We start from the raw sequence: 22,386 nt of genomic DNA, 5'->3' as shown, positions 1-22,386 counted from the left end.
AAGCACGTCATCGAAGCGTCGCCGCTTCCAGGGCCACCCCGCCGCACCCCTTGCCGTAGGTCGCGTCGGTGGTCCAGTTCAACTGCATCTGCCCGCTCTTCGGTGCGTGGTACGCCACGGTCAGCACCGCCGTCCGCAGCGCCCCGGTACGCTGATCGAGCACGATAGAGCCGCCGGCCGTGCCCGTGGAGAGCCGGGCGGTCAATTTTCCGCGGGCCGCGAGCGAACCCACGTACAACCTCAAGGTCCTCGGCGCCGGCCCGGCCGGCACCGAGAGGGTGAAGCCGTTGCCCTTACCGCACGTCCGAATGCCCGTTGTCGTGCCTGGGCTAACCGCCACCGGGCTGCCGCCGTTCCAGCTGAAGCGCTGCGGGCTCAGCTCGTGACGGAACCGGGGCGCCGTCGGCGCCCCCTCGAGGATCTTGAAGCCGCCACCGGCCGCCCGTTCCAGGGAGAATGTCCCGTTCAGTCCCCAGTGGACCCAGTCCGCCTTGCCCTCGGCGGTCAGGTCGACCGTCGCCGGGACCTCCGCCTGCGTGATCCGGACGCTGCCCGGGTCGGCGGTGGGGCTGCGGAAGACCGGCGATTTCGGCGGTGTCGGCGACGGTGACGGCGACGCGCTGCCCAGCGGGATCAGGCCGGTGCCGGCCGACGGCAGCCGCAGGTCGCCCAGCGCCGGCGCCGGCGGGTCGACCGGGGGCAGCGCCTCGTCCTTGTGCACCATCGCGCGCGTGGCCACGAAGCCGAACCCGATCACCAGCAGCACCCCGGCCAGGATCACCGCGGCCGAGGAGAGCACCTCTTTGCGCCGGCCGCCGGTGTCGAGGCCGTCCAGCGGCGGCGCGTCGTCCCGCCGTCGGGGAACGGCCCGATGACCCGTCGGGCGTCGGCGCGGGGACAAGCGAAACTCCTGCGGGGGATTTGGTGAGGGGGCCCAGGGCCTGTCCTGCCGATCAAGCGGGGCTGCGGCGTGGCCCAGGCGGCGCCTGACGGCAGCCGCGACACACCGACATCCAACACCGGGATGCCGGCGCGCCGCGCCCGACGCCAGCCACCACCTGGACCTCGCCTCGCACTCGCTTGATCGGCAGGACAGGCCCTGACAGACGCACACGATCTCACTTCGCCGTGTGACGGTGAAGAGCGGGATGCGTGACCGTCCGGACGGGGGATCACCCGCCTCGGCGGTTCGGTGGAGGTTTCACGCGGCGTATTCGCGTAAAGCGCGTATCGTGTCCGAAGTTTCCGGACCGGCGTGATACAGGAGAGTCGACGACATATGAGCTACCCGACCGCTAGCCCCGTGAACACCGACTCCAAGAAACGGCGAGGCCAGGCCATCGGTGGTGCCGTGGCCGGCGTCGCCGTGATCGCCGTGCTGGTCGCGGTCTTCGTGACCGTCCGTTCCGGCGACGACGACGCGAACGGCACCGCGCCCGCCGCGGCCGCTCCGACGTCGGCCGCCGCGCCCGCGGAAGCGGCTCAGCCGACCGAGACCGCCGCGCCCGCTCCGACCGCCGCCAAGGTCGAGACGCCGGCCGCGCTGGCCAAGGAGCCCGAGGTCAAGGCCGGCGAGGGCAAGCTGACGAAGCTCGACGTCACCGTTCTGGTCCCCGGCACCGGCCCGGCCGTGCAGAAGGGCCAGACGATCACCGCCAACTACAAGCTGGTCAGCTACACCACCGGCCAGGTGATCGACTCGTCCTGGTCACGCGGCGAGCCGTTCAGCACGCCGATCGGCGTCGGCGCCGTCATCAAGGGCTGGGACGAGGGCATTCCCGGGCAAAAGGTCGGCAGCCGCGTCCAGCTCGACGTCCCCGCCGCCCTCGCCTACGGCGAGCAGCAGGGTGATCTCCGCTTCGTCGTCGACATCCTCGCCGCCCAATAAGAAGCATTCAGAGATACGGGATCAGCGGGTTCCGCCAAATCCTGGCGGAACCCGCCATAGCGACCAGCTGGGTGCAACTCACCCTCCTCACCGGCTTCCGGCCGGTTCGTGGGGTCACGGTCAAAGCGCATCAACCACGATGTCGAGCTGCCGTGGCTTGCCAACGGCCACCGGATGCTCCTCGACCCGGTATTTCAGATCGCGCAACGCTCCCACCACCTCGTCGGTCGACGTCGGCGTCACCCCGGCCTCGGCCAGCGAGCGCACGACGCGCCCCTTGGTCGCCTTGTTGAAGTGACTCACCACCGAGCGCTTGGCCACCCCGTCGACCACACGCTCGTGCAGCACCCGGACCGTCGCCGCGTCCGCCCCCGGCGTCCACATCGCCCCGTACGCGCCCGAGCGCAGATCCAGGATCGGCCCCTCGAGCGGGTCGAGCGCCTTGGGCAGGACCTTCTTCCAGTACGCGGTCAGCCCGCCCACCGACGGCAGCGTCACACCGACCGAGCAGCGGTAGGCCGGGATCCGGTCGTCCAGCCGGACCACACCCCACAGCCCCGAGAAGACGACCGCCCGCTCGTCGAGCCAGGATCGGGCCGCCGGCGCCAGCGACGGCGCGTCCAGCGCCTCGTACAGCACCCCGCTGTAGATCGAGGCCGCCGGCGCCGCCGGCGCCTCCAGCAGCGCCGCGTTCAGCGCGATCTCCGAGGCCTGCCCCGCGCTCAGCCCCAGCGTCGCCAGCGACTCGGCCACCGACCTGGCGCTGGTCCGCTTGCACATGGCCACCAGCCGCGACAGCACCCGCTTGCGGGCCGGCGCCAGCGCGGGCAGCCAGTGCCCGGACGGGTCGACGGGGGAACCGGAGGTGGCGGGGGTCTTGCCCTCGGACGGCGGCAGGAGGATCAGCACGCCGGTGAGATTAGTCCGGGTTCCGGTCGGCCAGGGCGTCGGCCACCGTCGGATAGACCGAGATGCGCGGCGTCAGCCCGACCGTGTCGAGCAGCCGCCCGAGGAAGTCGCTGGGCGCGGCCAGCCGGAGCCAGCCGCCGTCGGCCCGGGCCCGGTTGTGCCCGATGACCAGCGCGCTCAGCCCGGTCGAATCGCAGAACCCGACCCCGGACAGGTCGACGATGACCATCGGAGCCGGCCGGTCGAGCACCTGGTCGAGCGTGGTGGTCAGTACGGTGTTGCTGTCGATGTCGAGATCGCCTCGCACGGTGATGACGACCGATTCGTCGGCGTTATCCACCACGGACACGTGCACGAGTTCCTCCCCGTTTCCGGCCTCCTGAGAGGCGTCGCCGAGGTACTGCCCAATCGGTGAACGAAAGTCACCTGGATGCGGGAACGGAACCGGCCGGAACGGCCACGGTCGTCTTCACCGTCGCCTGGTCGAGCTCGCCGATGCGGACCGTGAACTTGATCTCGTACGTTCCCGGGAACGGGAAGGCGATCGCGCCGACCGCGTGATGGCGGGGGATCAGGCCGAGCAGCGGCTGCGTCACCGGTTCGACGTCGTGGTCGAGCAGCCGCGACGTGACGCTCCACTCGTCGGCCGGCAGCGGCGCCCCGGCCGGCGTGTAGACGAAGGCGTGGATCGTGTTGTTGTCGCCGATCTCGACCGGATAGATGTTGAACTGGAGGGTGTAGAGCGGCGACGTCAGCGTCTGCGACACGCCCTGCTCGCGCACCGCGCCCTGGTCGACGGCCGCGCTGCGCCCCGGGTTGACCTGCACCAGCACCGAGCTCAGCCCGAGAATGACGACCGTGGCCAGCACTTCCACGCCGACCGTGCGGCGCAGCCCGGTCGCACCCGGCGCGCGGTGCACCAGCTTGCGGGCGAACCACGCGAAGGCCAGCGTCACCGCGAGCACCGCCACCTTGGCCAGCAGCAACCGCCCGTACCCGGTCTGCCACAGCGCGCCGATCGAGCCGACCTGGACCACCGCCTGCACGACGCCGCCGGCCACCAGCCACACCACGGCCAGCGCGGCCCAGCGCGACCAGACCGGCAGCATCACGCCGAGCACCCGCGGGTCGGTGCGGCGCAGCAGGAAGACGGTCAGCGTGACCAGGCCGCCGAGCCAGACGGCCATGGCCGCGATGTGCACCACGTCCGACGCGACGATCACCCCGGCCAGCGGCGAGGCGGCCGCGTGCCCGGTCAGCGGCCACGTCGTCATGCCGGCCAGCGCCAGCACGACGACAGCCGGCGCACGGACCCGGCCCGCGCCGCCGCGCAACAGGGGCGGCAGCAGGCCCGCGATCACGGCCAGCACGCCGATGCGGGCCAGCAGCGTCACGCCGTACGAGCTGGAAAGCACCTCGCCCAGCTCGCGCGCCGAGACGTCCCACAGGGCGGCGCCGCTGCTAGCCGGCGCCTGCGCCCACAGGGAGGCCAGCGCGGACACCCCGATCAGCCCGAGCCCCGCGTAGACGACCTTGATCGCACCCGCCCGGGAGCGGCGGCGCGGCCACAGCACCGCCAGGAAGAGCGCGGGACCGGCGGCCAGCGTCAACCCGGCGTACCCCAGAAAGCGCGTGACCGGTGTGACCAGAGTGACCGAACGATGGGTCCCGGCCTGGCCGGGATCGGCCGGCCGCGTCGAGGGCGCGCCCACCGAGAACGTCAGCGCCCCGCCGATCGGATGGCTGTCGGCCGAGATCACCCGGTAGCTGACCAGGTACGTGCCGAGCGGCTGGTCGGCCTTGCGCACCGGAATGCGCAGCGTGGACCCGGTCGCCCGGGCCTCACCGGAGATCCGCTTGCCGTCCGGCGAGATCACCTGGATGCGCCCGGAGACCGGCGTGACCGCCTCGCTGAAGGTGACCACGATCTCGGTCGGCGACGTGCCCACGATGCTGCCGGGGGCCGGAACCGCGCCCAGCAGCGACGCGTGCGCCTGCGCGGGGGAGGCCGGCACCGCGAGCACACCGAGGGCCACCAGGAGCAGGAGGAGCACGCGCTTCACAGGTAGTGGTTCGGATAACGAGCCGAAATGGTTCAACGGCTTACCGTGCGGATGCCCGGGGTAGTCGGTATGGATACGCTCACGGCAGGTCCGCGCACCGCCAGGAAGAGGAGACCGTCATGTCCGTCAACCCCCGCGCCGGGAAGCCCGCCGAGCCGCGCGATCTGATCGACGTGCCCAAGGTCGTCTCCCGGTATTACACCGAGCACCCCGACCCCGAGGTGGTGGGCGAGCGCGTCACCTTCGGCACGTCCGGGCACCGCGGCTCGTCGCTGCGCACCGCCTTCAACGAGGACCACATCGCCGCCACCAGCCAGGCGATCGTCGAGTACCGCAAGGCGCAGGGCACCGACGGGCCGCTGTTCGTGGGCCGCGACACGCACGCGCTCAGCGAGCCCGCGATGATCACCGCGATCGAGGTGTTCGCGGCCAACGACGTGACCACGCTGATCGACAGCCGCGACGGCTACACGCCGACGCCGGCCGTGTCACACGCGATCCTCACCTACAACCGCGGCCGCACCTCAGGGCTGGCCGACGGTGTCGTGGTGACCCCGTCGCACAACCCGCCGGACGACGGCGGCTTCAAGTACAACCCGCCGAACGGCGGGCCGGCCGACACCGACGCCACCAAGTGGATCCAGGACCGGGCCAACGCGATCATCGCCGGCGGTCTCAAGGAGGTCCGGCGGATTCCCGCGTCGCGGGCCCGGGACAAGGTCGACGCCTTCGACTTCCTCGACTCGTACGTCGGTGACCTCGGCGCCGTCATCGACATGGAGGCCATCCGGGCCGCCGGCCTGCGCATCGGCGCCGACCCGCTGGGTGGGGCCAGCGTCGCCTACTGGGGCGCGATCGGCGAGCGGTACGGCCTGGAGCTGACCGTGGTCAACCCGAACGTCGACCCGACCTTCGGCTTCATGACCCTCGACTGGGACGGCAAGATCCGGATGGACTGCTCGTCGCCGTACGCCATGGCGTCGCTGATCGCCCAGAAGGACCGCTTCCAGCTCGCCACCGGCAACGACGCCGACGCCGACCGGCACGGCATCGTCACCCCCGACGCCGGACTGATGAACCCCAACCACTACCTCGCGGTGGCCATCAACTACCTGTTCGGCGCCCGCAAGGACTGGCCGTCGGCCGCCGCCATCGGCAAGACCCTGGTCTCCTCCTCGATGATCGACCGGGTCGCCGAGAGCCTGGGCCGCCGCCTCGACGAGGTGCCGGTGGGCTTCAAGTGGTTCGTGCCGGGCCTGCTCGACGGCTCGATCGGCTTCGGCGGCGAGGAGAGCGCCGGCGGCTCGTTCCTGCGCCGCGACGGCGGCCCGTGGAGCACCGACAAGGACGGCATCCTGCTCGACCTGCTGGCCTCGGAGATCGTCGCGGTCACCGGCCGCACGCCCAGCGAGCACTACCGCGACCTGACCGCCAAGTTCGGCGAGCCGGCCTACGCGCGCATCGACGCGCCGGCCAGCCGCGAGGAGAAGGCGATCCTGGCCAAGCTCTCGCCCGAGCAGGTCACCGCCAAGGAGCTCGACGGCGAGCCGATCACGGCCGTGCTGACCAGCGCTCCCGGCAACGGCGCGGCCATCGGCGGTCTCAAGGTGGCCACCGCGTCCGGCTGGTTCGCCGCCCGCCCGTCCGGCACCGAGGACGTCTACAAGATCTACGCCGAGTCGTTCAAGGGCCCGGACCACCTGGCCCGGATCCAGGAGGAGGCCCGCGCCGTGGTCGGCACCGCGCTGAAAGGCTGATCTCCTCAGGAAAGAGACGTTGCGGCCGACAGGTAGGCGGTAGGGAACCACCTATCCGGGAGCCGTAGACACGCATGACTGAGGCCGTGAAGCCCGCCGCGATCCGCGCGGGTGGCGGCGCCCTGGCGCCGCTGGTGGTCGCGGCGGTCGCCACGCTGGCGGTCGTCGCGTGGCTGGTCGTGCGCGACCCCGCCGATGTCGTCTACGGCTACATCGGCGGGCCGATCGCCCTGGTCGCGGCCACCTTCTCGCTGCAGCGGCTCGGCTCGACGGTGGTGCTGCCCCGGGTGGTGCGCGCGTTCTGGCGCCAGCTCGGGCACGCCGCCTTCATCCTGCTGATCGGTTCGTCGACGGCCCTGGCGCTGGCCAACAACAACGCCGGCATGTCGCTCTACGTCGCCGTGCCGCTGCTGACCGGCGTGCTGTGGGCGATGACCGCCTTCCTGCGGCTGCCGATGGGCGACCGCACGCTGCTGGGCTGGTCGCGGGTGCTGCTCGACGGCGCCACCGTGGCCGTGGCCGGCACCCTGGTCTTCTGGTACGTCGTGCTCAGCTACGCCTCGTCCGGCGCCGACCTGGTCACCCGGGCCGCGGCCGGTGTGGTCGGCGTGGCCGGCCTGCTCTGCCTGGTGGTGATCGGCAAGGCGGCGGCCCGCAAGGACGCGCCGGTCGACCCGCTCTCGCTGCGCATCCTGACCATCGCCCCGATGGTCGCGGTCGCCCTGGCCGTGCTGCTGATCGCCGGCGACGACACGTCCCGGCTGGTGCTCTCGGTGCTCGGCAGCCCGCTGGTGGCGCTGTCCTTCGCGGCCGCGGCCCACCGCCAGCGCCGCGTGCACCTGCGGACCGCGGTGCTCAAGGTGCGCGGCCGCCGCTCGGTGTACGAATTCCTTCCCTTCGTGGCCGTGCTGGCCACCGCCGCCCTGGTCACCGCGGTGTCGGCCCAGGAGATGAAGGGCCGCGACCTGACCGTCATCGTCGGCGCCGTCCTGATCGCCGCGCTGGTCGTGCTCCGGCAGCTGCTCGGCCTGCGCGAGAACCGCCAGCTGCTGGCCGGGCTCCAGGAGCAGCAGGCCCAGCTGGAGCAGCTGGCCATGACCGACCCGCTGAGCGGGCTGGCCAACCGCACCCGGTTCAGCGCCGTGCTGGCCGAACGCCTGGCCGCCCACCGGCCGGCGACGGCGCTGCTCATCGACATCGACGACTTCAAGACCATCAACGACTCGATGGGGCCGGCGATCGGCGACCAGCTGCTCTACCAGATCGCCCAGCGGCTGCGGGCCACCAGCGCCGAGGGCGAGCTGCCGGCCCGGCTCGGCGGCGACGAGTTCGCCGTGCTGCTCGACGTGGAGGAGCCGTCGTCGGCCGAGGCCACGGCCGGTCGGATCCTGGCCGCGCTGGCCGAGCCGTTCCGGGTCGGCGAGCACCACCTGTTGGCCCACGCCAGCCTCGGCATCGCGATCGCCGGTCCCGGCGACACCGCGGACGAGGTGCTGCGCAACGCCGACATCGCCATGTACGCGGCCAAGGAGGGCGGCAAGGCGGCCTGGACCCGTTTCGAGCCGCGGATGCGGGCCGACGTGGTCAGCCACGCCCGGCTCGGCAGCGAGCTGCACAACGCCATCATCCGGCGCGAGCTGTACCTGCTCTACCAGCCCGTCTTCGACATCGTCACCGGCCGGCTGCACGGTGCCGAGGCGCTGGTGCGCTGGAAGCACCCGGTGCGCGGCTTCGTCTCGCCGGGCGACTTCATCCCGGTCGCCGAGCGGTCCGGCCTGATCGTGCCGCTCGGGTCGTGGGTGCTGCGGGAGGCGTGCGAGCAGCTCGCCCGCTGGCGCCGCGAGCACGGCGACGGGGCGATCAAGGCGATCAACGTGAACGTGGCGGTGCGCCAGCTGCGCGAGTCCGGCTTCGTGGACGAGGTGGCGGCGGTGCTCAGCGAGACCGGCCTGCTGCCGCAGAACCTGGTGCTGGAGGTGACCGAGTCGTCGGTGGCCGACGGCCGGCAGGTGCGCGAGACGCTGCACGCGCTGCACGAGATGGGGGTGCGGCTGGCGCTCGACGACTTCGGCACCGGCCAGTCGTCGCTGTCGCTGCTGCGGGCGTTCCCGGTCGACGTGCTGAAGCTGGACAAGTCGTTCGTCGACGGCATCACCGACGGCGAGGACCGGGGCCGCCTGGCGGTGGCCGCCGCGGTGGCCCAGCTGGCGGAGTATCTGCAGCTGTCGGCCGTGGCCGAGGGCATCGAATCGCTGGCGCAGCTGGAACGTCTGCGCGAGATGGGCTACCGGCTGGGCCAGGGCTTCTACATGGCGAAGCCGCTGCCCGCCGAGGATGCCGGCGCGCTGATGAGCTCGAACGCGCCGGCCCCGGTGATGTACGCCGCGTGACGCCCACGGCCCACCCTCCCGAGGGGGCCCCCGTCCGGCACCAGTCTGACCGAAAAGCGCAAGATCGTGCGGGCGGGCTGTGGACGACCGCGGAGCTGTGGAAAACCTAGGCGGAGACTTCCTTGCGGTCGTCGGTCGCCCACAGCGTGTGGAACGAGCCCTCCTTGTCGACGCGGTGGTACGTGTGGGCGCCGAAGAAGTCGCGCTGGCCCTGGATCAGGGCGGCCGGCAGGCGCTCGGCCCGCAGGCCGTCGTAGTACGCCAGCGCCGACGAGAAGCCCGGCGACGGGATGCCCTGCGCGGCGGCGGTGGCCACGACCCGGCGCCACGCGTCCTGGGCGCCGCTCACGGCGTCGAGGAAGTACTGGTCGACCAGCAGCGTGGCCAGCGAAGGGGACTTGTCGTAGGCCTGCTTGATGAAGTCGAGGAACTTGGCCCGGATGATGCAGCCCGCGCGCCAGATCTTGGCCATCGCGCCCGGGTCGATCTCCCAGCCGTACTCCTTGCTGGCCGCCTGGATCTGCTGGAAGCCCTGCGCGTAGGCGACGATCTTGGAGGCGAACAGCGCCTGCTCGACGTCGGCCTGCAGGTCACCGGCGTGGGCGCCGGTGGTCGCGGACGGGCCGGGCAGGCCGGCGTCGGCCGCCGCCTGGCGCACGTCGGCGCCACCCGACAATGCCCGGGCGAAGACCGACTCGGCGATGCCGCTGACCGGCACGCCCAGGTCGAGGGCGGCCTGGACCGTCCAGCGGCCGGTGCCCTTCTGCTCGGCCTGGTCGAGCACGATGTCGACGAACGGCTTGCCCGAGGACGCGTCGACCTGCTTGAGCACCTCGGCCGTGATCTCGATCAGGTACGAGCCCAGGCGCCCCTCGTTCCAGCCCCGGAACACGTCGGCGATCTCGGCCGGCGAGTGACCGCCGACGCGGCGCAGCAGGTCGTACGCCTCGGCGATGAGCTGCATGTCGGCGTACTCGATGCCGTTGTGCACCATCTTGACGAAGTGGCCGGCGCCGTCCGGGCCGACATGCACGCAGCACGGCTCGCCGTCGACCTTGGCCGAGATGTCCTCGAGCAGCGGGCCGAGCGCCTCGTACGACTCCTTGGAGCCGCCGGGCATGATGCTCGGGCCGTGCAGCGCACCCTCCTCGCCACCGGACACGCCGGTGCCGACGAAGTGCAGGCCGCGCTCGCGCAGCGCCGCCTCACGCCGGCGGGTGTCCAGGTAGTGGGCGTTGCCGGCGTCGATGAGCATGTCGCCCTCCTCCAGCAGAGGGGCGAACTCGTCGATCACGGCGTCGGTCGGCTTGCCGGCCTTGACCATGATCACCACGCGGCGGGGGCGCTCCAGGCTGGCCACGAAGTCCTCGGCGCTCTCGGACGCGATGAACGTGCCCTCGTGCCCGAACTCCTCGACCAGCTCCTTGGTGCGGTTGTACGAGCGGTTGTGCACCGCCACGGTGTGCCCGTGACGGGCGAAGTTGCGGGCCAGGTTGCGCCCCATAACCGCGAGGCCGGTGACCCCGATCTGAGCCTTCTCCGTCATCACTGACACCCTTCCGTCGCTCTAGCCACGCGCTCATTCTTACGGGTGGATTGCGGGAGTGGTTCGACCGTGTTCCCCGGTTCTCATTTATTGGCGGCCCGGCGCGTGGGCTGGACGTGGCCTAAGATCCCTGCGCGGTAGGCTTCACCGCATGCCGAGCGGGACCTACTGATCGATGAAGCGCGGCCAAAGATGAAACGCGGCCAGAGATGAAGCGCGGCGAGATCTGGACCATCGGCAACCGGACCGATCTCCGATACCGCGTGCTGGTGCTCTCGGCCGACACCCTCAACGACCGCAAGAACGCCTCGCCGTTCTGCGCGCCGATCGTCCGCCAGCGCGGCGTCACCGAGCTCCCGCCGTTCGCGGTCGCCCTCACCGAGCAGGACCCGATCACCGGCGTCGTGGTCGTCAACCGGATGCGCCGCCTGCCCGCCGCCATCGGCGCGGAGCGCATCGGCATGGTCACCGGCCAGAGCATGGCCCGGCTGACCGAGGCCATGCGGTCCCTCTTCGAGCTCTGAGATCCGTTCGGCCCACCCCGTTCGTGTGACGGGGGCCGATGTTCGCCGCAGGTAGGACCCTTCCCGTATGAACGGCCGATGACGACCCCGGTCCGGCTGACGTATTCAGGAAGCCGGAGCCGTACGGGACGGGAGGGATCGGGTGGGACAGGCGTATGCCGCAGCGGTCGAGAGTTTGCGGCCCGCTGTGACCACCGACCCCGGTGAGGCCGGACGGCTGACCGTCGAGCGCGCCGTGGGCCTGCTGGCCGGGCGGGCCCGTTGCCGCCTGGCCGAGGCCCACCGCCACCTGCTGCGGATGGGCGCCGAGCAGGGCCGCGACCTGATCGAGGTGGCCAGCGGCGTGATCCGCTCGCTCGACGTCGCCGAGCCCGACACCGCGCCGGTCTCCGGGCTGGAGACCGGCCGCCCCGGTTTCGGCCCGGCCGGCCCGGTCCGGCGGTTCGCCCCCTGGCTCGGCATGGTGCAGCGGGTCCTCGACGTCGTGCCCGGCATGGCCTGCTTCCTGACCCCCGAGCGCGAGCCCTCGGGCCGGCTCGTCGACCTGGTCTGGGCCGCGGTCAGCCCCGAGGCGGTGGCGCCGAACGGGCTGCGCGGCAGCCAGCTGCTCGGCCTGCGCATCTCCGAGCACTTCCCCGAGGTCGTGGCCAGCGACCGCTGGCACGCCTACCAGCAGGTCATCGACACCGGCGCCCCGGTCGTGCTGGGCCCGTTCCGGCACGGTGACGGGCTCTACACCGTGCGCGCCCACCGGCTCGGCGTGGGCCTGCTGCTCAACTGGACCCGCCACGACGAGCGGCCGGGCGGGGTGAGCGACCGGCTGGCCGGCACCGAGCTGCTCGGCAACCTCGGCTGGGGCGAGTGGGACCTGGTCAGCGGCGACATCTACTGGTCGGAGCAGGTCTACCGGATCTACGAGCGGGACCCGCGGCTGGGCCCGCTGAGCCGGGCCGAGTCGGACGCGCTGGCGGTGCCTGAGGACGAGCCGCTGCGCGAGGCCGCCCGGCTGGCCTTCGAGCGCGGCGAACGGGTCGACGTGACCACCCGGGTGCGCATCGGCGGGCGGACCAAGTTCCTGCGTACGGTGGCCGACGCCAGCCGTGACGCCGACGGCCGGCCGCTGCGCATCTTCGGCATCGTGCAGGACATCACCGAGCGCGAGACCAGCGCCCAGCGCCTGGCCGAGGTGGAGCGCCAGCTCGACGAGCAGCGCCGCGACCTGGCGGCCGAGCACGAGCTGGCGGCCCGGCTCCAGCGCATCATCCTGCCCCTGCCGGACGGGCCGATCGAGCTGCCCGGTCTCAAGGTGGCCCTGCGTTACCTGCCGGCCGGCGAGGAGACCATGGTCGGCGGCGACTGGTACCACGCGGCCGAGCTGCGCGACGGCTCGGTGCTGCTCGCGGTCGGCGACGTGGCCGGGCACGGCACCCGGGCGGCCAAGACGATGGCCCAGCTCCGGCACGCGCTGCGGGCACTGGCCGTGACCACCGGTGACCCCGGTGAGCTGCTGCGCCACCTCAACACGCTCACCTGCGACCTCGAGCGGGAGACGCCCGAGCTCGCCGCCACCGCTGTCGTCGCCCGCTTCGATCCGGCCCGCCGGGAGATCGTCTGGGCCCAGGCCGGTCACCCGCCGCCCCTGCTGAGCCGCGACGGCCGCACGGCACCGCTGGAGCGGCCGGCCGGCCCGATGCTGGGTGTGATCGACGGCGCCCGGTACGAGACGGCCCGGCTCGATCTGCGCCTGGGCGACGTGCTGCTGCTCTACACCGACGGCCTGGTCGAGCATCGCCACCGCGACCTCGACGACGGGCTGGCCACGGTGATCAGCACGGTCGACCAGGCCGTGCGGGCCAACCCCCGCCAGCCCCTGGGTGAGCTGCTGTCGCGCCTGCGCCAGGCCAATCCGGGCGACGACACCTGCATCCTGGCCGCGCGCCCGGTGAGCGGCGAGACGAAAGATCTTCGGCGCTTCCTTTCGGGAAGCTGACCCACCGGACCCGGATCCGGGAGATCATGTCGCCCGTGACGGGTCGTACGTTCGGGGTCCTCTCGCCCTTCGTCGGTGGCGACTACTACGGCGCGATCATCGCGGGTGTCAACGCCGCCGCCGTGGCCGCCGGTGACCGCATCGTGGCCATCCAGACGCTCGATCCGGGGTCTTACAGCGCCGATCGCAGTGGACTGCCCGATTTCCGGCGCCCGGTGTCCTGGAGGCATCTGAACGGGCTGATCGTGCTTCCGGGGGCGCTGCACGCCTCGTACGCCAAGGGGGCCCGCCGGGCCGGTCTGCCGGTGGTGTCGGTGGGGCAGAAGCTCGACGAGTGCCCGGCCGTGCTGGCCGACAACCGCTCCGGCATCCGCGACGCGGTCGGCCACCTGCTCGGCCACGGGCACGAGCGGATCGCCTACGCCGGCCACCTCGCCCACTTCGACCTGCGGGAACGCCTCGAGGGCTATCGCGAGGCGCTGCTCGCGCACGGCATCGAGCCCGATCCGGAGCTGGTCTTCGACTCGGGCGACAACCACGAGAGCGGCGGCGAGATGGTCGCCGACGTGCTGCTGCGCCGGGGCGTGCCGGTCAGCGCGGTCGTCTGCGGCACCGACCGCAACGCGGTCGGGGTGATCGGCCGCCTGGCGAGTGCCGGCTACCGCGTGCCGGGCGACGTGGCCGTGGTCGGTTTCGACGACATCGTCGACGCCACCTACATGCGGCCCAGCCTCTCCACGGTCCGCCAGCCGGTCGAGGATGTCGGCACGACGGCGCACCGGCTGGTCGCCCAGCCCGATGACTCGGACATCTCGTATGTCGCCACGACCTTCGTGCGGCGCAGCTCGTGCGGCTGCCCCGGCATCGGGCTGCCGGTCAGCGAGGAGCTGACCCGCTCGCTGTTCGGCGAGGTCCGCTACCTCCAGGAGACGTTGAACGTGCAGCACGAGCTCGGCATCGACCTGCTCGGCGCGCACGAGCGCGACCCGCGCGCGCTGGCCTGGCTCCAGCGGACCACGCTGACCGCCGGCTGCCTCGGGCTGTGGAACCACGCGGCGGTGCCGGCCCGCGACACCGAGCTGAGCGTCGTGGGGGAGTACCCCGGGCGGCCGGGCTGGGCCGGTGAGCGGATGCGGGTCAGCGAGTTCCCCCCGGCCGGGCTCTTCGAGCACGCCGACGGCCCGGCCGGGGAGATCGTCTTCGTGGTGCCGGTGCGCAGCGGCCTGCGCGACTGGGGTGTGCTGGCGGCGATCGGCAAGGTCCAGCAGAGCACACCGGCCGGCCGGGAGATCATGAACCACTCGGGGGCGCTGCTGGCCACGGCGCTCGACCGGGGCGCGATGGTGGCGGCGCTGCGCGAGCAGGAGCAGAAGCTGCGCGACGCCGCCCTGCACGACGCGCTGACCGGCCTGCCCAACCGGGTGCTGCTGGCCGACCGGCTCGAACAGGCCGGGCTGCGCTCGCAGCGCCGGCCCGATCACCGCTTCGCGGTGCTGCTGCTCGACCTGAACGGGTTCAAGGCGGTGAACGACTCGCTCGGCCACGCGGCCGGCGACGTGCTGCTCATCGAGGTGGCCCGCCGGCTGACCGCTCTGCTGCGCGAGTCGGACACGGTGGCCCGGCTCGGCGGCGACGAGTTCGTGGTGCTGCTCGACGGGCTGCGCGAGCCGGGCGCGGAGCGCGTCGTGCGGGACGCCATCGCGACCCGGCTCTGCGAGCCCTACCTGATCGACGGCGAGCAGATCGAGGTCGGCGTGAGCATCGGCGTGGCCCTCTCGGGCGACGGCTCCACCGACCCCGACCGTCTGCTGCGCGAGGCGGACGCGGCGATGTACCGGGCGAAACCGGTGAGCCGCCCCCGCTGAGCGTTAAGGCAGCGTCCAGGTCTGCTCGGCCGAGCCCGCGCAGGCGGCGACCTTGGTGGTGGCGCCGGAGCGGCCCGGGTCGGTCAGGCATTGGCCGTCGGAGGAGACCAAAGACCCGTTTTCCCCGGTACGCCACGAGGACGCACCGTCGCAGGAGCCGATCCGCACCGAGCCGTCGCCGCTCGGTGCGGCGCACTTGCCGTCGACGTGCAGGGTGCCGTCGGTGGCGAGGGTGAAGGTCTGCGCGTCGCCGCCCGAGCAGCCGGCCACGTTGACCGGGCTGCCGTCGATGCCGAACAGGCCGCCCAGGGCCAGGCAGCGGCCGCTGGCGGCGGTGATCGCGCCGGTGCGGTCGACGGCCGGGGCCGTGGTGGTCTGCGTGGGCGTGGGTGTGGCGGCGGTGGCGGCCGGGCTCGTCACCGGCGGCACCAGGGGCTGCACGGAGCCGCTGACCGCGACGCTGGGGGAGACGCTCGCGCTGGCACTCGCGGAGGCGCTGGCGCTGGCACTGGCGCTCGCCGAGGCCGACGCGGCGGCCGCGCTCTTGGACGCCGCGACCACCGAGGACTCCGGGATCGGGGCCCGGCCGGGCATCGCGGGCAGGGCGGCGCCCGGCTGCGGGATCGCGGGGTCGGAGCCGAGGCCGAAGACGAGGAAAGCGGCCACGCCGAGGGCGAGGACCACGCCGCCGGCGAAGATGGCCAGCCGCAGGATCGGGATGTCGGTCCGCTTCGGCGGCGTGGTCTCCTCCGGCTCGGGCTCCTCGACCGCGGGCTGCACCGCGGTGTCGCCCTCACCGGGCTCGGGCCACGTCTCCGCCTCCTCGACTGGGGTGAACTCGGTGGTGTCCACACTCGTCGAGACGTACGGGCGAACGAGTACAGGATCCTCGCGATCCGGCGTATCGGTCATCTTGCTCCCTCCGGCCGGATCAAGATACGCGATATTCGCCCGAATCGATCACCCGATACCCCGCTTTAACCGTACGTATTCTCGTGTTTCCGGCGCGCATCCGTCCACAGTGTCCGCGCCTGCCGGAGAAGCTCGGCGTTGTCCGCCGCGGGCGTGCCGTCGGGCAGCGTCAGGGTGTCCTCGAGTCCCGCCCGGGTGGGCAGGCCCAGGGCGCCGGCGTGGGCGATGAGCGGCCAGCAGGCCTCGTTCTCACCGTGCAGAAGCGGTGCCCCCGGGAGGCGTCGCAGTATCGCTTCGGCCGCCGCCACCGCCTCGGCCGCCGGCACGTCGATGATCTCGACCAGGATCCGCAGGAACGGCAGCCCGTCGAGCGCGTCCACATCGGCCGGCGACCAGACGCCGGCCTCCACGCCGACCCCGGCGCGGTCGAGGAGACGTACGAGATCGGCGAAGCCCGGCTCTTCGACGTTGACCGAGGCGAAGTCGGGGCGCACCTGCCATCCGGCGACCAGATCGGCCCGCCGCCGTGGATCGCCGCCGGTCATCCAGATGCCGGTCGACACCCCGACCGGAAGCCCCGGGCAGGCCTCGCGGATGGCGGTGACGGCCGCCCCGATGTCATCGCCGTCCAGCGACTCGCGCCCGGCGGCATCGCGCGGATGCACATGGACGGCCGCCGCTCCGGCCTCGACCGCTTCCAGAGCGGCGCCGGCCAGCTCGGCCGGAGTGATCGGCGCCGGCGAGGGGCGGCCGCCGTTGAGACACGCTTTGATCCACACGGAAAACATGTTGCCCTCCCCGGCATGATCAAGACATGACCCGCAAGCCCGACGTCTCCTGCGTCTTCGTCTGCCACGACGGCGACGGCCGCATCCTGCTGGCCCGCCGCTCGGCCCAGGCCCGCGACGAGCCCGGCGCCTGGGACTGCGGCGCCGGCGCCCTCGAGTTCGGCGAGACCTTCGAGGAGGCGGTGACCCGCGAGGTCACCGAGGAGTACGCCACCGCGCCCCAGAAGATCGCCCTGCTCGGCGTCCGCAACGTCCTGCGCCCCGGCTCGCACTGGGTCGCGGTGATTTTCGCCGTCCGCCTCGACCCCGCCGGCGCCCGCATCGGCGAGCCGCACAAGTTCGACGAGCTGGGCTGGTTCGCCCCCGATGCTCTGCCGTCGCCGCTGCACTCGCAGCTCCCGCCCACCCTGGAGCTGTTCACCGCCCGATGAGGTCGGCCACCTCGGTGCGGGACGTGATGCCCAGCTTGCGCAGGATGTTGGAGACGTGGACGGCGGCCGTCTTCGGTGAGATGTAGAGGCGCCGGGCCAGCTCGGTGTTGGTCAGCCCGTCGCTGATCAGCACCGCCACCTCACGCTCGCGCGGGGTCAGCGCGGCCGGGCCGCTCACCGCGTCCGGCGCGCCGGCCGGGGCCAGCCCGAGCCGGGCCCGCACCTGGTCGAGCTGCGCCACCCGCCAGCCGCCCCACTCCTGCAACAGCGACGCCGCCGCCTCGACGTGAACGGTCGCCTCGGCCCGCCGGTCGTCGGCCAGCAGGCAGCGCGCGGCGCCGACCCGGATCGTGCCGCGCAGCGCCGGGCCCAGCGCCGGATCCTCGGTGATCGACTCGTAGCCGGCCAGCGCCTCGGCGGTCCGCCCGTGCACCTCGGCCATCTGGGCGTCGACCAGCGTGCGATAGGCGTCCCACACCTCGGCGTCGAGCAGCACGGCGGCCGCCCGGTCGAGCCGCTCCACCGGCAGGCCCAGCTCCAGCGCGGCCGAGATCAGGTCGTGGGCCTGCTCGCCGCTGCGCCAGTTCTGCGTCTCCAGGTCGGCGATCAGCTCGCCCAGGGCCGCCTCCGCGCGGGGCAGGTCGTGGCGGCGGCAGGCCAGGTGGAACGTCAGGCCGGGGATGGTGGCGGGCGGGTTGTTCGGCAGCGCCGTCAGATCCTCGATGATCCGATCGACCCGGTCGAGCTCGCCCGCCTCCAGGTAGAGCCCGGCCAGGAAGACGCCGTGAAAGTCGGCCCAACGGCCCCGGCGCTGATATCCGCGGTCCTGCTCGCGGCCCTCCTCGAGTGCGGCGATGGCGGCCCGCAGGTCACCGGCCCGGATGGCCAGCCGGGCCCGGCCCTGGAAATAGGTGGCCACCGACAGCGACTCCAGGCCGGCCCGCTCGGCGTCGACCCGCATCCGCTCCAGGATCTCGGCGTGCTCGGACGGCGAGGTGGGCGGCGCGTCCTGCACCAGCTTGTTGAGGGCCCGCGCGGCCAGCACCCACTCGCCGGCCTTCTCCGCCTCGTCGACCAGAGCCGACAGGATCTCGCGGCCGTCGGCCGAGCTCTGCGCGCGCTCGGTCAGCGTCGATCCCTTCTCCAGCAGCGCGGTCAGCCGTACGGCGGGCAGGTCGAACTCGGCGGCGAGGGCCAGCGCCCGGTCACACCAGAGAAGGGCGGCCTCGAACTCGTCACGCAGGTACGACGACTGGGCGATGGCCGTCATCGCGCGGGCCTGGCCGGCGCCGGGCGGCAGCTGCGCGATGAGAGTCTCGATGTCGTGTGTCAGGGCACGCATCTGGTCGTACTCGCGGGATTCCCACGCGATGCGCACCAGCAGATAGAGCGACTCGGCCCGGTCGGTGGCCGCGGTGGCCAGGTCGTGCCAGCGCCGTCCGTAGCGCAGGGCGTCGTCGAGCAGCCCGGCCAGCCACGACGCGCGGGCCGCGCCGGCCAGCAGGTCGGTGTCGTCGCTCACCTCGTCGAGACCCATTTCGGCCAGCTGCAACGCCTGATAGGCGGAGCCGATCGACAGGTAGAGCGCGGTGCCGCTGCGGGCGGCCGCGATCATGTCGTCGTACCGGCCGGCGCCGCGCGCGTGGTGGGCCACCATGGCCGGGTCGGACGCCCCGCCGCGCAGCAGCACGTCGAGCGCGGCCTCGTGCAGCCGCCGCCGCTGACGGCCGAGCATCTGGTCGGCGATGGCCTCGCGCACCAGCGCGTGCCGGAAGGCGAACTCGTCCTCACCCGACTCGACCAGCACGCCCCGGGTGACCAGGTCGCGCAGCACGGCGATGAGCTCGTCCTCGCCGGCGCCGGTCACGTCGGCCAGCAGGTCGAACGGGATGCGGTGGCCGAGCACGGTGGCCGCCTCGACGATCCGGTGGCTGAGCGGCTCGAGGTCGTCGACCTGCCGGCGCAGCACCTCGGCCAGGCTCCACGGCAGCGGCTGCTCGACCAGCGCCTCCACGTCGTACCCGGGAAGCGCCCGCAGCAGCTCCTCGAGGAAGAAGGGATTGCCGCCGGTGCGGTGATGCAGCGCCGTGGCCGCGCGCAACGGCGCCGGCGCGCCCGTGGCCGCCGCGAGCAGGGCCGCCGTCTGCGCCGGGGTCAACCGGTCCAGCCGTACGTGGGTGACCGCGTGCCGCCGTTCCAGCCGCGCCAGCAGACCGGCCACCGGCTGGCGCCGGTCCACCTCGTCCGGCCGGTACGTGCCGATCAGCAGCCGCGGCCCCCGCTGGTCGGCGATCCGCTCGAACAGGGCCGCGCTCTCCGAGTCGGCCCAGTGCAGATCCTCGAAGACGATGACGGCCGGCGCGTCCCCGATCAGGTCGGCCAGGATGGCCAGCCCCGTGTGCAGCCGCTCGACCGGGCTGCGGGTGGCGTCGGCCAGGGCGGCCAGCTGCTCCTCGTCGACCTCGGGCCGGCCGTCGATGGCGTCCAGCAGCACCTCGTAGGGCCGTGACAGCGACCCGGGCTCGGCCTGACCGACCAGCACCACGGTCTCGGCCGGCATCCTCTCCAGGAGCTCGTGCACCAGCCGCGTCTTGCCGATGCCGGGCTCACCGGCGATCACCGCGACCGCCGCACCCCCGGACGGCGAAGGAGCGAGCCGCACCAGCCGGCGCAACTCGCTCTCCCGGCCGATCATCACCGGGCTGGCACCGCCGCGGAAGGTTCGCACGACGCCAGGTTACCGGTGGGGCGCCCCCGCACCGCTTGGGCTTTCCTGGCCCGCCGGGCCTCCCGCGCGCTGCGCAGCAGCCGCCATTTATCCGCCTCGGCCACGAGCTCCCGCTGGTGGTGGTGGGCGAGATCGAGCATCAGGTCCGTGTGCACCAACATGACTGCCTCCTGGTCATCTGCCGATGCACCAATCCTCGGCCGATTCACCACCCACCACATCGGAAGCAGTTACCTATCTTCCCAGCTCAAGACCCCACTAGGTATACCTACGCCGACGGCTCGAGCACGTAGATCGGCATGTCGCGGCCGGGTGCGCGGCGGGCGTACTGGGTCCAGCCGGGGTAGATCTTCAGACCCTGCTGCCAGATGCGGTCGCGGCGGTCGCCGGTGGCCAGGACCGCCGTGACCTTTCGCGTCTGGCCGTCGACGACGACGGTGGCCTGTGGGTGGGCTCGCAGGTTGTAGTGCCAGGCGGGGTGGCGGTCCTGGCCCCAGTTCGAGGCGATCACGGCCAGGCCCTCGGAGGTGGGCAGACCGAGCAGGGGAAGGGTGCGCGGGGCGCCGCTGCGGGCGCCGGTAGTGGTGAGCATGACGACCGGGAGGCCGGTGACCAGGCTCGCGAAAGTGTGGCGGCCCTTCGTGAGCCGGAACAGGGGCCGGTCGACGTGGTGCAGGAAGCGGGCGAACGCCCACGAGGCCGGCGCGGTCGCGCACACGCGGCGCATCGCCCGGCGGGTCGCGCCGGCTCGCGCGTAGTCGTAGGTCATGGGGCGAGATCCCAACGGGGCATGGGGGCGGTCGGGGGGACCACCGCGTCCCGGGGAGAGTAGGACATCACCTCGGCCGTGGCGTGCCGGATGTAGGCGGACATCGCGCGGCGTGCGGCCGGGTCGGCGATGGTGGCCTCGGCCGCCGCGTCGAAGCAGGCGATGAAGCGGTCGCCGATGTCGCCGTAGGCGCCCTGGTTGGCGTGCAGGCGCAGCATGGCGATGTGGCCGCCGTGCTCGGTGGAGAAGACTGGCGGGCCGCCGAAGACCTCACCCCAGTACTCGGCCAGATGCCGCACGTGGTCCGGGTTCAGCCGGTTCGAGAAGGGGTGCTCCAGGACCGGGTCGGCCAGGCAGCGCTCGTGGAAGTCGCCGGCCAGGGCCAGCATGGCCGGGGCGCCCCCGGCGGCCTCGAAGAGGGACATCACCGCATTGTGCGCGCCGCGGCCCCGTACGTCAGCTGGGTATGTCGGACGTATGGGGCGAAACCCCGAGGGTATCGGATTGGTATGCACCGGTACGGAGATGAGGTGGCGGCGATCGCCCGGCCCCTGGCCGACGAGGGTGATCTGGACATCCTGGTCGATCGGGCCGGCTCGGCCAGGGTCGTGATGATCGGCGAGGCCAGCCACGGCACGCACGAGTACTACGAATGGCGCTCGGCGCTCACCCGGCGCCTGATCGTGGAGCGCGGCTTCTCGTTCGTGGCGGTCGAGGGCGACTGGCCCGACTGCGAGCGGGTCGGCGCGACCGTGCTCGGCGGCAGCGCCCGTCCCGAGGAGGCGCTGCTGGGCTACGAGCGGTGGCCGACCTGGATGTGGGCGAACGAGGAGGTGGCCGACTTCGCCCTCTGGCTGCGCGCCTTCAACACGAACAACGGCCGTGGGGTGGGCTTTCACGGGCTCGACGTCTACTCGCTGTGGGAGTCGATGCGCGAGATCCTGACCTGGCTGCGCGAGCACGATCCGTCCCAGGTGCCGGCGGCGCTGGCCGCCTACCGGTGCTTCGAGCCGTACGCCGAGGACCCGCACGCGTACGCCTGGGCCACCCGGTTCGTCAAAGCCTGTTGCGAGGACGACGTCGTACGGATGCTGATCGACCTGCGCGGCAAGGACCTGGCCGTGTGGCAGAACGCCGAGGTGGTGGCCGGCGCCGAGCACTACTACCGCTCGATGATCACCGGCGGCCCGGCCTCGTGGAACATCCGCGACCGGCACATGGACGCCACCCTGGCCCGACTGCTCGACCACTACGGCGAGGACGCCAAGGCGATCGTCTGGGCGCACAACACGCACGTCGGCGACGCCAACGCCACCGACCAGGCGGCGCACGGCGAGGTGACGATCGGTTCGCTGGCCCGCGAGCGTTTCGGCGCGGATCGGGTGGCGCTGGTCGGTTTCGGCAGCCACCGCGGCACGGTCATCGCCGGCCGCGACTGGGGCTCGCCGATGGAGGTGATGCCGGTCCCGCCGGGCCGCGCCGACTCCCTCGAGGAGCTCCTGCACGCGGAGGCGCCGCCGCAGGCCCTGTTCGTCTTCCCGCCGATCGCGGATCGCCCCGACTTCCTCGTCGATCCTCTGCACCACCGGGCGATCGGGGTCGTCTACCGCCCGGAGCGCGACAACTGGGCCAATTACGTCCCTTCGGTGCTGGGTGACCGCTACGACGCATTCCTCTGGTTCGACGAGACTTCGGCCGTACGCCCCCTGCACCCGTTCCACATCGACGCCCGCGAGCCGGAGACGTACCCGAGTGGTGTCTGAGGTCTTGACGGCCGGCTCCCGAGGCGTACTCTAAACCCATCGGTTGATAAACCGACAGGTTTA

19 protein-coding genes are annotated in these 22,386 nt (G+C 72.4%); 8 read left to right on the top strand and 11 right to left on the bottom strand.

Going from position 1 to position 22,386, the window contains the following annotated elements:
• Positions 1 to 7: 7 nt before the first annotated feature.
• Complete coding sequence (locus tag CRP55_RS21400) at positions 8 to 901, bottom strand: hypothetical protein (protein WP_245923254.1); 894 nt, start codon at positions 899 to 901, stop codon at positions 8 to 10.
• Positions 902 to 1,303: 402 nt separating this feature from the next.
• Here CRP55_RS21400 and CRP55_RS21395 point away from each other — a divergent pair, with 402 nt between their 5' ends.
• Positions 1,304 to 1,888 (top strand): FKBP-type peptidyl-prolyl cis-trans isomerase, encoded by a 585-nt coding sequence (locus tag CRP55_RS21395; protein ID WP_245923252.1) that lies wholly within the window; start codon positions 1,304 to 1,306, stop codon positions 1,886 to 1,888.
• Between the two features lie 120 nt (positions 1,889 to 2,008).
• On the opposite strand, the gene CRP55_RS21390 is transcribed toward CRP55_RS21395, so the two are convergent.
• The 3 genes from CRP55_RS21390 to CRP55_RS21380 form a co-directional block, all read right to left on the bottom strand.
• The gene (locus CRP55_RS21390; RefSeq protein ID WP_097321900.1) at positions 2,009 to 2,797 is read right to left on the bottom strand and encodes a YaaA family protein; all 789 of its coding nucleotides are present in this window, start codon (positions 2,795 to 2,797) and stop codon (positions 2,009 to 2,011) included.
• Between the two features lie 10 nt (positions 2,798 to 2,807).
• Positions 2,808 to 3,146 carry an STAS domain-containing protein gene (locus CRP55_RS21385; RefSeq protein ID WP_245923250.1) on the bottom strand — a complete coding sequence of 113 codons (339 nt, stop codon included), beginning with the start codon at positions 3,144 to 3,146 and terminating at the stop codon, positions 2,808 to 2,810.
• Between the two features lie 73 nt (positions 3,147 to 3,219).
• Entirely contained in the window at positions 3,220 to 4,860 is a 1,641-nt protein-coding gene (locus tag CRP55_RS21380) for a copper resistance CopC/CopD family protein (RefSeq protein ID WP_097321898.1), read from the bottom strand.
• Between the two features lie 119 nt (positions 4,861 to 4,979).
• Here CRP55_RS21380 and pgm point away from each other — a divergent pair, with 119 nt between their 5' ends.
• Positions 4,980 to 6,617: a phosphoglucomutase (alpha-D-glucose-1,6-bisphosphate-dependent) gene (gene pgm / locus CRP55_RS21375; RefSeq protein WP_097321897.1), complete on the top strand. Its 1,638-nt coding sequence runs from the start codon at positions 4,980 to 4,982 to the stop codon at positions 6,615 to 6,617.
• Between the two features lie 74 nt (positions 6,618 to 6,691).
• The gene (locus CRP55_RS21370) at positions 6,692 to 9,007 is read left to right on the top strand and encodes a putative bifunctional diguanylate cyclase/phosphodiesterase (RefSeq protein ID WP_097321896.1); all 2,316 of its coding nucleotides are present in this window, start codon (positions 6,692 to 6,694) and stop codon (positions 9,005 to 9,007) included.
• A 106-nt stretch (positions 9,008 to 9,113) separates the two neighbouring features.
• On the opposite strand, the gene gnd is transcribed toward CRP55_RS21370, so the two are convergent.
• On the bottom strand, positions 9,114 to 10,553 hold the full coding sequence (gene gnd, locus CRP55_RS21365; RefSeq protein WP_097322092.1) for an NADP-dependent phosphogluconate dehydrogenase: 1,440 nt from the start codon (positions 10,551 to 10,553) through the stop codon (positions 9,114 to 9,116).
• 209 nt (positions 10,554 to 10,762) lie between these two features.
• Here gnd and CRP55_RS21360 point away from each other — a divergent pair, with 209 nt between their 5' ends.
• The 3 genes from CRP55_RS21360 (at position 10,763) to CRP55_RS21350 (ending at position 14,932) form a co-directional block, all read left to right on the top strand.
• A complete protein-coding gene (locus CRP55_RS21360) occupies positions 10,763 to 11,077 on the top strand; it encodes a type II toxin-antitoxin system PemK/MazF family toxin (RefSeq protein ID WP_097321895.1) in 315 nt (104 codons plus the stop codon).
• A 187-nt stretch (positions 11,078 to 11,264) separates the two neighbouring features.
• The gene (locus CRP55_RS21355) at positions 11,265 to 13,067 is read left to right on the top strand and encodes a SpoIIE family protein phosphatase (protein WP_245923249.1); all 1,803 of its coding nucleotides are present in this window, start codon (positions 11,265 to 11,267) and stop codon (positions 13,065 to 13,067) included.
• A gap of 35 nt (positions 13,068 to 13,102) precedes the next feature.
• A complete protein-coding gene (locus tag CRP55_RS21350; protein ID WP_179855280.1) occupies positions 13,103 to 14,932 on the top strand; it encodes a substrate-binding and GGDEF domain-containing protein in 1,830 nt (609 codons plus the stop codon).
• 3 nt (positions 14,933 to 14,935) lie between these two features.
• On the opposite strand, the gene CRP55_RS21345 is transcribed toward CRP55_RS21350, so the two are convergent.
• Together CRP55_RS21345 and CRP55_RS21340 are read right to left on the bottom strand one after the other, a co-directional pair.
• The gene (locus CRP55_RS21345; RefSeq protein WP_143234794.1) at positions 14,936 to 15,844 is read right to left on the bottom strand and encodes a ricin-type beta-trefoil lectin domain protein; all 909 of its coding nucleotides are present in this window, start codon (positions 15,842 to 15,844) and stop codon (positions 14,936 to 14,938) included.
• A 65-nt stretch (positions 15,845 to 15,909) separates the two neighbouring features.
• Positions 15,910 to 16,623 (bottom strand): 3-keto-5-aminohexanoate cleavage protein, encoded by a 714-nt coding sequence (locus tag CRP55_RS21340; protein WP_245923246.1) that lies wholly within the window; start codon positions 16,621 to 16,623, stop codon positions 15,910 to 15,912.
• A gap of 35 nt (positions 16,624 to 16,658) precedes the next feature.
• Here CRP55_RS21340 and CRP55_RS21335 point away from each other — a divergent pair, with 35 nt between their 5' ends.
• A complete protein-coding gene (locus CRP55_RS21335) occupies positions 16,659 to 17,063 on the top strand; it encodes an NUDIX domain-containing protein (protein ID WP_097321890.1) in 405 nt (134 codons plus the stop codon).
• On the opposite strand, the gene CRP55_RS21330 is transcribed toward CRP55_RS21335, so the two are convergent.
• The 4 genes from CRP55_RS21330 to CRP55_RS21315 all read right to left on the bottom strand — a co-directional run bounded on the left by CRP55_RS21330 (position 17,050) and on the right by CRP55_RS21315 (position 20,985).
• Positions 17,050 to 19,791 (bottom strand): ATP-binding protein, encoded by a 2,742-nt coding sequence (locus CRP55_RS21330; protein ID WP_245923245.1) that lies wholly within the window; start codon positions 19,789 to 19,791, stop codon positions 17,050 to 17,052. The two genes, CRP55_RS21335 and CRP55_RS21330, sit on opposite strands and share 14 nt — an antisense overlap.
• Positions 19,758 to 19,952 carry a hypothetical protein gene (locus CRP55_RS21325; RefSeq protein WP_097321888.1) on the bottom strand — a complete coding sequence of 65 codons (195 nt, stop codon included), beginning with the start codon at positions 19,950 to 19,952 and terminating at the stop codon, positions 19,758 to 19,760. Before CRP55_RS21325 ends, CRP55_RS21330 begins: the two co-directional genes overlap by 34 nt.
• Before the next feature lie 107 nt (positions 19,953 to 20,059).
• Positions 20,060 to 20,560 (bottom strand): nitroreductase family deazaflavin-dependent oxidoreductase, encoded by a 501-nt coding sequence (locus CRP55_RS21320; protein WP_218854658.1) that lies wholly within the window; start codon positions 20,558 to 20,560, stop codon positions 20,060 to 20,062.
• Entirely contained in the window at positions 20,557 to 20,985 is a 429-nt protein-coding gene (locus tag CRP55_RS21315) for a globin domain-containing protein (RefSeq protein ID WP_097321887.1), read from the bottom strand. The genes CRP55_RS21320 and CRP55_RS21315 overlap by 4 nt, the downstream gene beginning before the upstream one ends.
• An 84-nt stretch (positions 20,986 to 21,069) precedes the next feature.
• On the opposite strand from CRP55_RS21315, the gene CRP55_RS21310 reads away from it, so the two are divergent.
• A complete protein-coding gene (locus CRP55_RS21310; RefSeq protein ID WP_097321886.1) occupies positions 21,070 to 22,323 on the top strand; it encodes an erythromycin esterase family protein in 1,254 nt (417 codons plus the stop codon).
• Positions 22,324 to 22,386 lie beyond the last annotated feature (63 nt).

The organism is Paractinoplanes atraurantiacus, from assembly GCF_900215205.1.
Classification (GTDB): domain Bacteria; phylum Actinomycetota; class Actinomycetes; order Mycobacteriales; family Micromonosporaceae; genus Actinoplanes; species Actinoplanes atraurantiacus.
This window is presented reverse-complemented; position numbering and strand designations above follow the sequence as displayed.